This is a genomic window from Pricia sp. (assembly GCF_041745955.1).
Taxonomy (GTDB): Bacteria; Bacteroidota; Bacteroidia; order Flavobacteriales; family Flavobacteriaceae; genus Pricia.
On sequence record NZ_JBGTHY010000076.1, the window covers coordinates 1 to 7,296 of the forward strand.

Below are 7,296 nucleotides of genomic sequence, written 5' to 3' on the forward strand. Positions count from 1 at the left end.
GATTTTTCGGACGCCTATTTGGCCCAATTTATTAAAAGATTGCAAAAGGATGGGTCTACTAAAGTAGTGTTAAGTTATTCCACGGCCTTACGGGATATCTGCCAGTATCTCGAACATATCGAATCCGGTCCTATAAAGACCACTATTTCCTCGATTATCGCCATGGCCGAGGGCTTGGGCGACGATACTAGAAAAAAGCTGAAATTTTACTTCCAAGCACCGGTTTATTTGCGCTATTCGAATCAAGAAAACGGTATCCTCTCCCTACAGCTATCCCAAACAAACGCTAACCTTCAGATCAATTGGGCCAGCTATTTCATCGAAATTCTTCATCCGGAAAAAGATGTTCCGGTAGCCGAGGGAACGTTGGGCAGGGTGGTGGTCACCGATCTGTTCAATTATGCCGTGCCCTTTATTCGGTACGATACGGGTGATTTGGCCGCTATGACCAAGGAGAGCCCTTACTTTAGCGGCTCTTCAGTTCTTTCGAGGGTCGAGGGAAGAAAAATGGATATTGTATGGGATACCCAAGACCATGTAATATCCGGATTTAATATACATCATCTGGAATCGTATCCCGAAATCAGACAGTTCCGGTTTATACAGGAAGATCGTACAAAGTATACTTTAAAGCTAGCGGTGCGAAAACCTTTGAAAGCGGAATCGGAAATTATTGCCCACTTCAAGGGCTTTCTTGGGGCGGATGCCGAAATCGGAATATCCTATGTCGATGAAATACCGCAGTTGGCGTCCGGAAAAAGAAGGCTCATCGTGAACAATTATAGCCAAGTAGACCATTAATCGATTTAATAAAAAATTCATAGTGTATACATCTATAACAAAGCCATTTTTTGATTTTTTCGCCTCACTCATGGCCATAGCTTTGTTTTCGCCCCTCATTATTTTAATCTATCTGGTTTTAAGGATGAGTGGCATCGACAAGCAATTGTTCTATCAACCTAGGCCGGGCAAAGATGAAAAGATATTTAATATCGTAAAATTCAGGACTATGACCGACGGGAGAGACGAACGCGGCGAACTGTTGCCCGACGAAAAAAGGCTTACGGGGATTGGCTCAGTTTTACGTAAAACCTCTTTGGATGAACTACCACAATTGTTCAACGTTTTGAAAGGCGATATGAGTTTGGTAGGGCCAAGACCTTTACGGATTCGTTATCTGCCGTACTACACAACCCGTGAAAATCTCAGACATACCGTAAAGCCGGGTATTACCGGACTGGCACAGGTTTCGGGCCGAAATGCATTGTCTTGGGACAAACGACTGGAACTCGATGCCCGGTACGCGGAAAACCTAAGTATTATGTTGGACTGCAAAATCCTCTTAATGACCATTATCAAAATATTCAAGACCTCGGAAACCGAATTTTCCGAAGGCCCCGATAGTCTTGACGAATTCAGGAAATCGGAAACCGCAAGCAGGTCTTCTTTTACTTTAAAAGAATAGTTTCGTTAGAAAGCAAGGAATAATCTTATTAAGGCACTTAAACTTAAAGACCTTTTTGTAAATTATCGCCCATCAGGTCGACTATTGTAAGGATAGTAAACTTGGTCAATTATCTATAAATAACCGAACCTTTACCAGAAAAATCCGTATATACGGCTTAAAGATGTGGCCATTAAAATTAAGAACCTAACATGACTATATTATTTACTTGCGCCGGTAGAAGAAATTATCTGATCCGGTATTTTAAGGAAATTATCGGAGACAGCGGAAGGACCATAGCGGTGGATAGCAATCCTATCGCAGCGGCTTTGGCAGATGCCGACATAGCCCTAACGGTACCAACGCTCAATAGCAGTACCTATGTGCCGACTCTTCTACGCATTCTTGAGGATTACGGGGTGGATCTAGTGATACCTTTGAACGATATCGAATTGCCGATTATGTCGGCCAACAAGAGAAAATTGGAGGCGTATGGTGCCAAAGTGATCATTTCATGTCCGGATCTAATCGATATTTGTGCGGACAAGTGGAGGACCTTCATTTTCTTTGAGGATTTGAAAATTCCTACCGCAAAATCCTTTTTAAGAATCGATGATGTACTACTGGCCTTGGATGAAAAAAGAATCAATTTTCCGATTATACTTAAACCTAGATGGGGTTTCGGCTCCGTTGGTATCGAAGAGGTAGAAACCGAAGAGGAACTGCGGTTGGCCTATCGGCTGCTTTTGATCAAAATGGATAAAAACTTGATGGCCAGTATGGGATGGAATGCGTCGAAAAATCAGATCATTTTTCAGGAGAAAATAAACGGTGAAGAATATGGTATCGATATTCTTAACGATTTTGAAGGCAATTACTACGGTGCGTTCGCCAGAAAAAAATTGGCCATGCGGGCAGGGGAAACCGATAAGGCCATAAGCGCAATCGATAGCCGATTTACCGAAATAGCCGAAAAAATCGGGAAAGCAACCCGTCATATCGGTACTATGGACTGTGATTTTTTCGTAAGTAACGGTAAAGTGTATTTTTTGGAAATGAACCCACGGTTCGGTGGGGGTTACCCGTTCTCACACTCGGCAGGTATAAATATTCCGGCAATGTATTTGGAGTGGTTGAAAGGGAATATAGACGTTTCAGGATACAACAACTATAAATCCGATCAGGTATTCTCAAAACACGACAACATCGTGAGGATAGGGGATTATGAAACCGCGGTTGAAAAGGATGTCACTTCAAAACGACACAAAAAAAATATCGGCCGCAACCCGATGGTATTCGGGGACAAAGAAATGCAAATTCCGTGATGAACTGGATTTTCCTATGCATTACTCCTCCATCGAATGGTACACGTTCTGCACATCATCGTCCTCTTCGATTTTTTCCAGCAGTTTTTCCACATCGGCTGCTTCATCTTCGGAAAGGGCTTTGGTGACTTGTGGGATGCGTTCAAATCCTGAGGATAGAATTTCCATGTTGCGTCGCTCAAGTTCTTTTTGGAGGTCACCAAAACTTTCGAAGGGAGCATAGATTAAGATACCATCATCGTCAACGAAAACTTCCTCTGCACCGAAATCTATCATTTCGAGCTCAAGTTCCTCGGGGTCGATGCCTTCAGCGGGGACACGAAAATTGCAGGTATGGTCGAACATAAATTCCACCGAACCGGAGGTGCCCAGGCTTCCATCGCATTTATTGAAATAACTGCGGATGTTGGCCACGGTACGGGTATTGTTGTCCGTAGCGGTCTCTATCAAAATGGCGATCCCATGCGGGGCATAGCCCTCAAAAAGAACTTCCTTAAAATCGCCCAGATTTTTGTCCGAAGCCCGTTTTATGGCCCTGTCGATATTGTCTTTGGGCATGTTGACGGCCTTGGCATTCTGAATAACGGCGCGCAACCTGGAATTGGCATCCGGATCGGGACCGCCTTCCTTTACTGCCATAACGATATCCTTGCCGATACGTGTAAAGGCCTTGGACATCGCCGACCAGCGTTTCATTTTTCGTGCCTTCCGGAATTCAAAAGCTCTTCCCATGGATAAATGCTTGCCTAAATTTTTACTTCCTACTATTCCTGCGTTCCTTCAATAATCTCCTCGATACTTTTGGCCAGTTTGAAGTCCTTTTCCGTAACACCTTCGGCATCATGGGTGCTGAGGCTAATGCTAAGCGTATTGTACACGTTGCTCCAATCGGGATGGTGACCTTGGGCCTCACATTCAAACGCGATACGGGTCATAGCCGAAAAGGCTTCCTTAAAATTCGCGAATTGAAAGGAAGTTTCGATGGCATTGTCGACGAATTCCCACCCTTCCATTTTTTCTAGTTTTTTTTCGATGTCTTTCTCTGATAGTTTTTTCATAAAAAATTATTTTTTTGTTTCCTGTTATTTTTACGAAAAGCAATTTACGGTTTTGGTTGCGGATTGTTCGTCTGCAATGGAAACTTATTTTAACGGAATCAAAGGATTCTCTATCCTGTAATATGATGATCGATAACATCCTGATATCCCACCTGTAGGTTTTTGGGCAGTTTGTTATCCTTGGGAAGTACCGCCAAATAACGTTCTTCGTTAGTGGTGTAGACCCGTTTGTAAATAGGATTGAAATTGCCGATGCGTTCGACCACTTCCTTGATAAAATCTTCGTGATGTACGAGATCATTGCTTCCCAGGTGATAAATACCTGTTTTATTGCGGTTGATGAGGTAATGGATCTGTTGGGTCAGTTTGTCTTCACTGGTTACGTTTAAAATAAGATTGGGAAAAACCTCTACAGGTTCGTTTTCCCAAATAAATTTCTTGATTTCCTTGATACGTGGCGAGCCATTGCCGAAAACCATGGGGACCCGCAAAATGCCCATTTTTTCTTGAGGTAGCCTGAGCATCATATTTTCGATCTTGATCTTTAACCGTCCATAAACGCTTTCGGAAAGCGTCTTGTCATATTCATAAGAAGGATATTTACGATACGCGTCAAAAACATTGGCCGACGAAAGAAAATAGAGCATACACTCGTTTTGCAGAAGATATTCCACAATATGCTGATGTGCCTGTATCTGGGCCGCAAAATTACCCCGTAAAGCAGAGATGATAATTTGTGGCTTTACCTTTTCCAATATTCCGAAGACATCGTCTTCCTCCATATTGTACCGGAAGAATTGCCGGTTGTCTTCAAATGACTTCCTTGCCGAAAGATAGGTGCCGTAGGTGTCGAAATACTTGCAGAGTTCTTTGTAAATGGCATTCCCAAGAAATCCACTCCCTCCTAAAATGAGAATCTTTTTGTTTCCTTCGTCCTTCTTTCGCCTTCCTTTCGCCATAGAAATAGTTTAACCCTTGTAGAACGGGAGTTTTACAACGGTTGCGGGGACCGTATTCTTTCGAATTCGGATATGGATTTTGTTGCCGGGCTTCGAAAGTTCCGATGGCACGTAACCCAGCCCGATTCCCTTATTAAGTGAGGGCGACATGGTGCCGGATGTGACTGCGCCGATTTTCTTGCCCCGCTCCTCAACGATATCGTACCCCTGCCGTGGGATGCCCCTTTCATCGAGTTCAAAACCGATGAGCTTTTGCTCGGTACCCTTCTCTTTTTCTTTGTCTAGCGCATCACTATTCACAAAATCCTTGGTGAACTTGGTGATCCATCCCAATCCCGCTTGAAAGGGGGACGTTTCGTCGTTGATATCGTTTCCATAAAGGCAATATCCCATTTCTAGGCGCAGGGTATCCCGGGCGCCCAAACCGATCGGTTTTATACCGAATTCCGCTCCGGCGTCGAAAACCCTGTCCCATATTTGCTGTACTTCGGCATTCTTGCAATAGATTTCGAATCCCCCTGAACCCGTATATCCCGTAGCGGATATAATGACATAATCGATACCGGCAAAATCCGCGACTACGAAATTGTAAAATTTAATATCCTCTAAATTCACGGAACTCAGGGATTGCATCGCCTCGATCGCTTTGGGGCCCTGAATGGCCAGTAGGGAAAATCCTTCTGAGATGTTGCGCATATCCGCAGCGATGCCCTCGTTGTATTTTGAAATATGCGTCCAATCTTTTTCGATATTCGAGGCGTTGACCACCAAAAGATAGGTTTCATCCTTTATCCGGTAAACGATGAGATCGTCGACGATACCCCCGGTCTCGTTGGGCAGATAGCTGTACTGCGCTTTTCCGACTGTTAATTTGGAAGCATCGTTCGCCGTTACTTTTTGAATCAATTCCAATGCATTTGGACCCTCGATCAGAAATTCTCCCATGTGGGAAACGTCGAAAACGCCGACACCTTTGCGTACCGCTTCATGTTCGGCATTGACGCCCTCGTAAGAAACGGGCATGTTAAAGCCTGCAAAAGGTACCATCTTGGCGCCTAGGGCGATGTGGGTTTCGGTAAGGACAGTATTTTTCATCTCGCAAAGCTATTGAAATATTTAGGCAAACTATAATTGCTTGTTGTTCTATTTTGCACAATATTTGTAAATTATAGGGATATAGTTTCATTTTAAAAATTGATTGAGATGTCAAGAATCAGTATATTTTTTGCGATAGTGCTGTTCACCTTTATGCAACTCGTTGCGCAAGAGGTGCCAACGGATTACCTGTCCGCCGATTTCCACAAAGGTCGAAGGGAACTTGTACGCAAGATGATGCCCGCGAACAGCGTAGCGGTGTTTTTTGCCAATGCCGAGCGCAACCGGGCCAATGATGTGGACTATATCTATCATCAGGACCCGGATTTTTATTATTTGACGGGCTATAAGGAGCCGAACGCGGTGCTGCTGATTTTTTCAGAAAACCAGAATGATGGTAACAGTACTGCCTACAATGAAGTTTTATATGTTCAGGAGCGTGATTCGAGGGCAGAGCAATGGAACGGTAAACGGTTGGGGGTGGAAGGTGCAAAGTCCACCTTAGGTTTCGAAACGGTTTACAATGGAAGTGAATTTTCAAAGGCCTCGACCAATTTTACGGATTTTGATACGGTGATGTTCTTCGATTTTGAGAACGATTATCGGGATACCGGTAACGAGGCCGATCTTTTCGATCTTATAAAGGATTTTAAGGAAAAAGCTAATTATCCCTCGGATTATGATCCCGCCAAACAGCGATTGTATGCCATGATAAAATCGACAGACGTAGAAAATAGTGCCAACGTGGCCCAGATTTTGGGACGCTATCTCAGCAGGGACGAGAACCTAAAAAAAGATGAGCTTTTAAGTGGATTCGTAAATGCATCCGATAACAAATTACGCGGCGAGATAAAGGATAAAGTGGCGCTACATCTCGAGGCAAATAACCTGAACTCCGCCATGCTGGGGGAAATAATGGCCACCTTGCGCGAAACTAAAACGGAAGAGGAAATGATACTGCTCAAAAAAGCCGTCGAGATTTCCGCTGTGGGCCAGGTCGAAGTGATGAAAGCCATGCACCCGAACATGTCCGAGACCGAGATTCAGGGGGTACACGAATATGTCTACAAAAAATATGGCGCGGAATACGAGGGCTATCCTTCGATTGTTGGCGGGGGGAACAACGGCTGCATCCTCCATTATATTGAAAACAATAAACCTAAAGTTGGTGATGACCTGGTGCTGATGGATTTGGGTGCCGAATACCACGGCTACACTGCCGATGTTACCCGTACCATTCCCGCCAATGGCAAGTTTAGCAAAGCACAAAAAGAGATTTACGATATCGTTTACGATGCCCAGGAAGCTGGAATCAAGGCGAGCGTGGTCGGTGCGCCTTTTCAGGCTCCAGGTCAAGCGGCGAGCAAGGTAGTCACCGAAGGATTGATCAAATTGGGCATAATTTCAAAGGATTC

The 7,296-nt window shown here is 44.2% G+C and carries 7 protein-coding genes and 1 pseudogene; 4 read left to right on the forward strand and 4 right to left on the reverse strand.

From position 1 onward, the window contains the following. From ACEW8S_RS02450 to ACEW8S_RS02460, 3 genes and pseudogenes are all read left to right on the forward strand, one after another. Positions 1–801 (forward strand): annotated as a pseudogene (locus tag ACEW8S_RS02450) (CoF synthetase); the annotation flags it as partial. A gap of 22 nt (positions 802–823) precedes the next feature. Continuing rightward, positions 824–1,465, forward strand: a complete 642-nt coding sequence (locus tag ACEW8S_RS02455; protein WP_373516598.1) for a sugar transferase — start codon at positions 824–826, stop codon at positions 1,463–1,465. 191 nt (positions 1,466–1,656) lie between these two features. Beyond that, positions 1,657–2,769 carry an ATP-grasp domain-containing protein gene (locus tag ACEW8S_RS02460; RefSeq protein WP_373516599.1) on the forward strand — a complete coding sequence of 371 codons (1,113 nt, stop codon included), beginning with the start codon at positions 1,657–1,659 and terminating at the stop codon, positions 2,767–2,769. Between the two features lie 21 nt (positions 2,770–2,790). Here ACEW8S_RS02460 and ACEW8S_RS02465 read toward each other — a convergent pair whose 3' ends face one another. The 4 genes from ACEW8S_RS02465 to gcvT all read right to left on the reverse strand — a co-directional run bounded on the left by ACEW8S_RS02465 (position 2,791) and on the right by gcvT (position 5,881). Continuing rightward, the gene (locus tag ACEW8S_RS02465) at positions 2,791–3,501 is read right to left on the reverse strand and encodes a YebC/PmpR family DNA-binding transcriptional regulator (RefSeq protein WP_373516600.1); all 711 of its coding nucleotides are present in this window, start codon (positions 3,499–3,501) and stop codon (positions 2,791–2,793) included. A 32-nt stretch (positions 3,502–3,533) separates the two neighbouring features. Then, the gene (locus tag ACEW8S_RS02470; RefSeq protein ID WP_373516601.1) at positions 3,534–3,827 is read right to left on the reverse strand and encodes a 4a-hydroxytetrahydrobiopterin dehydratase; all 294 of its coding nucleotides are present in this window, start codon (positions 3,825–3,827) and stop codon (positions 3,534–3,536) included. Positions 3,828–3,937: 110 nt separating this feature from the next. After that, the gene (locus ACEW8S_RS02475) at positions 3,938–4,786 is read right to left on the reverse strand and encodes a sugar nucleotide-binding protein (RefSeq protein WP_373516602.1); all 849 of its coding nucleotides are present in this window, start codon (positions 4,784–4,786) and stop codon (positions 3,938–3,940) included. Between the two features lie 9 nt (positions 4,787–4,795). Then, entirely contained in the window at positions 4,796–5,881 is a 1,086-nt protein-coding gene (gene gcvT, locus ACEW8S_RS02480) for a glycine cleavage system aminomethyltransferase GcvT (RefSeq protein ID WP_373516603.1), read from the reverse strand. Between the two features lie 108 nt (positions 5,882–5,989). Here gcvT and ACEW8S_RS02485 point away from each other — a divergent pair. Further along, on the forward strand, positions 5,990–7,296 hold a 1,307-nt coding region (locus ACEW8S_RS02485), incomplete at its 3' end, for an aminopeptidase P N-terminal domain-containing protein (RefSeq protein ID WP_373516604.1).